Origin of the sequence: Kitasatospora sp. NPDC017646, from assembly GCF_044329365.1 — a bacterium.
Taxonomy (GTDB): domain Bacteria; phylum Actinomycetota; class Actinomycetes; order Streptomycetales; family Streptomycetaceae; genus Kitasatospora.
The window spans coordinates 1-3,933 of sequence record NZ_JBIRJC010000113.1; the positions used below are offsets into that span (position 1 = coordinate 1).

Consider the following 3,933-nt stretch of genomic DNA (forward strand, 5'->3'; position numbering starts at 1 on the left):
CCGTTGTCCTTCGTGATCACGCCCGGGCAGGCCGCCGACAGCCCCCGCTTCATCCCGGTCGTCGAGCGGATCAAGGTCCGCGGCCCGGTCGGCCGGCCCCGAACCCGCCCGGACGCGGTTGCCGGTGATAAGGCGTACTCCTCCCGCGCCAACCGCGCCTACCTGCGCCGACGCCGGATCAAGGGCGTCATCCCGGAGAAGGCCGACCAGGCCGCCAATCGCAGGAAGAAGGGATCGCGCGGCGGCCGTCCCGTCACCCACGACGCCGACCTCTACAAGGACCGCAACACCGTTGAGCGCTGCATCAACAAGATCAAGGAGTGGCGCGGTCTGGCGACTCGCTATGACAAGACCCCTGACAGCTACCTCGCCGGACTGCACCTACGCGGCGCCGTCATATGGCTCCGCAGCCTCCGATCTTGATCTGAACTCGGAACAGGCCCTAGAAGCAGCTGGTCGACCGCCGCTTGACCCGCGACGCCTTGGCCCGCGAAGCGGTCGCCCAGCTGCCGGAAGGCGCCACCGGCGACCGGCGCCGTGCGGCAGTCGACGAGCACATGCGCCGGCACGCGATGCTGCGCGCTGAGCAGCAGGTCGCGGACCGTCAGCGGGCGGAGCAGCAGCACCGTCGTGACCCGGCGGCACGAACACAACGTCCGGATCCCCGCCGGCGTCCGCGACGGACAGCGCCATCACCCCGCCGATGACCCTCTCCGGTGCCGCGTAACACCCTGATCGTGGCAGGCGGCCTCCGGGGCCGGTCCGCCGTACGAATCCGTGAGCCGGTACCACCCGAGATCCCCGCCGGGGACGCCGGTCCCCTCTGGGTACGGGTACTCAGGCGGTAGGCCGTGGCGAGCCGTCAGGATGTGGACCATTCAAGGCCGCAAGGGAGCGTTCATGTCCAGCGGGATCGACGGCGCGCTGTGTCCCGTCCTCGGGTGATTCGCTGGTACGTGTGTCCGAAGGGGCCTGATGGGTACGATCGATCGGTTACTGGTCAGGGGAGGGCTGGTGTCAAAGCCAGTCGTAGGGGGTGGAGCGGCATGTCTGATCGAGCAATCGAGTTCGACCGCATGATGAACCCGTGGGCGTATGACGCGAACGGCAACTTGACTGCCGCGGCCAGGCGTCAGGAGGCTGCCCGGACACAGATCAACTCGGCAGGTGATGTCTCCGGGGGGAAGCTCGCGGCCGAACTGACCGCGTTGGACGGCGCCGCCACGAATGCCGAGCAGATCAACGGCCGTCTCGGCGGCGAGTGCCAGGGCGCGGACGAAAAGATGGCCGCAGTCGCGGGCGGGCTGCCCGGGTTCGGGGTCGGGGCGGCGTGCAAGGACGCCTCGGCGACCTGGGACAAGCAGATCCAGGGGCTGTCGAAGGTCATCGGCGGGCTCGCGCAGAACCTTCGGACGACAGCCAAAAACTACCGCGACGCCGAGGCCGCGGCCATCACGTCTTTCGAGCAGAACGGGGGCTGATGTCGTGGTGGACGTCTACGATCTGACGCACGCGAAGGTCGACTCCCTGGGAACGGCCGCGGGCGCCTGGGATGGGATCGCCGCGAAGCTCAGGACGATGGACGGCGAGTGGAACAGCGGTGTGGTCGGCAAGGTCAACAGCTCCGGATGGACCGGGAAGGACGCGGACGCGGCGAAGCCGGCACTCCAGCGCGGCAACGACCAGCTGGGCGCCGCGGCCATCGAGGCCGACGCGCTCGCCTCCGTACTGCGGGAAGCCGCGACCGACATCCAGGCCGCGAAGGACAAGCTGAGCGCGCTGGTGACGGAGGCCACCACGGCCGGCCTCACCGTCAGCTCCGACGGGACGGTCAGCTGGCCGGACCCCGACAAAGCCATCAAGAACGACCCGCAGGCGGCCGCCGCCTACCACGACAAGTACCGGTCGAAGGCCGGCGACATGCGGGCCCGGATCGACAGCGTTCTGCGGGAGGCCACCGAGGCCGACCAGCGGGCCTGCTTCGCCCTTCGCTCGGACGCCTCCACCGACAAGGACGGCTCCTTCAACGCCCAGGCCATCGGCGGCGGTCCGGCGGCGGACGCCAGGCGTGCCGCCCAGCTGGCCGCCAAGGGCAAGAAACTCACCGATCCCGAACTCGTGGAACTCAACAGCCTGCTGGCCGCCCACGGCGGCGACCCGGTGTTCACCACCAGGTTCTACGAGACAATCGGACCGAAGGGCCTGCTGGTCTTCTGGGACAACATGGTCGGCGCCGACTCCGGCGTCGGGGGCATGAGCGACACCCGCCTGCAGCAGTACCGGGACCTGCAGAAGAACCTCGGCACCACCCTGGCCACGGCCACCCGCACCTCCAACCAGCCACACCTGTCCGACCAGTGGGAAGCCGACCTGCGCAAGGCGGGCGCCGAGCTGCTGTCGGAAGAGCCGGCGGTCGGGATGGGCACCCGGCCGTACATCCCCCGCGGGTACCAGGTACTGGCCGGCATCCTGCGGACCGGGAACTACGACCCGCACTTCCTCAACCCGATCGCCGAGCACGTCCTCCAGCTCGACGCCAAGGACACCAACCGGACGCGCCCGTTCTGGCCCGACTTCGGCGGCGACCAGCGGGGGATCTACAACATCACCGGCCAGGACGGCGCAGCGGGCTACCAGCCGCTCACCGGGATCCTGGAAGCGCTGGGCCACAGCCCGGACGCCGCCACCAAGTTCTTCCACGACCAGCCCACCGCGTACAACGCCGACGGCACCATCGACCCGAAGGGCAAGGCCAAGCCCGCCGACTACCTGCACTACCTGGCGCACGACAAGGAGTTCAAGCAGGACACCCTCTCCTCCGACCCGGCTGTCCAGGCGAAGTCCCTGGCCAGCGGCCCGACCGCGTTCGGGCACGCGCTGGAGGCCGCGACCAGCGGATACCCGTACGACGACATGCCCTCCACACCGACGAAGCACACCGCCGACCAGGCGAATGTCATGAACAAGGTCATGAAGGAGTTCGGGCAGGACGAGAACGGAAGCCTCACCCGCATCGCCGACAAGCCCGGCCATGCCGCCGCGCTGGCGGCCCTGCGCCCGAGCCTGGGAAGGATGACCGCCGACTACATGGGCGACGTCCAGCAGGCCATGTCGCTGTGGGACCACACGCTGCCGACCAACGGCCAAGCGGCCAGGTTCGACACCTCCGACGTCCGCTCCATGCTCAACGTCCTCGGCCGGGACCCGGCCGCCTACGGCAGCGTCATCAACGCCCAGCAGGCCTACACCACCGGCCTGATCCACAACGCCTTCGCCGGCGGCGAGACCGACACTGGGAAGCTCGCCCTTCCGGTGGAGAACGCCGCAAACGCCGGCGGCGCCGTGGCCGGCGTCCTCAACGAGGCCCGGGCCGACGCAGTGTTCAAACAGCACGCCGCCTCGGACAAGGCGTTCAACGACGCCGTCCAGAGCGGCTCCACCTGGGCCAAGAAGGGCTTCAGCACCGCCCTGGGCGGGATCACGGACGGCGTCGCCACCGCGGCCGGCGCGTCCAAAGCATCGGACTTCATCGTCGACCAGATCCTGCAATCGGTCACGGCGAACGTCCAGCAGGACACCACCGCGGCCGCCCAGGCCGAGGCCGGCCACGGCGCGGACGGCGGCCGCAACTCCAACGCGATCAGCGCGGCCCAGGCCGTCCGCGACGCGGCCAAGGGCTCGGCCCTGACGCAGACACAGGTCGAGCAGCTCGCCGCACGGGTCGGCGGGCAGGCCGCGCAGGGCGGCACGATGGGCGCCAGCGCGAACAGCACCGCCAACGGCACGCGGTGACAGCCGCACACCCCGGTGCCGGGGGGGGGGGGGGGACCACCACCCCCCCCCCCCCCCCCGGCCCCCCCCCCCCCCCCCGGCCCCCAGACCCCCCCCCCGGGGCGCAAGGGGCCCCACACGAGTGAGAGCCCGCCCCGCCGG

At 70.5% G+C, this 3,933-nt stretch carries 3 protein-coding genes; all 3 read left to right on the top strand.

All coding sequences use genetic code 11. The features are described from left to right. A partial coding sequence (locus tag ACH4J0_RS42850) for a transposase (protein ID WP_396246610.1) occupies window positions 1-423 on the top strand: 423 nt, incomplete at its 5' end. 623 nt (window positions 424-1,046) lie between these two features. Further along, complete coding sequence (locus ACH4J0_RS42855) at window positions 1,047-1,481, top strand: hypothetical protein (RefSeq protein WP_396246611.1); 435 nt, start codon at window positions 1,047-1,049, stop codon at window positions 1,479-1,481. Between the two features lie 7 nt (window positions 1,482-1,488). Further along, the gene (locus ACH4J0_RS42860) at window positions 1,489-3,792 is read left to right on the top strand and encodes a hypothetical protein (protein ID WP_396246612.1); all 2,304 of its coding nucleotides are present in this window, start codon (window positions 1,489-1,491) and stop codon (window positions 3,790-3,792) included. Window positions 3,793-3,933: the final 141 nt, after the last annotated feature.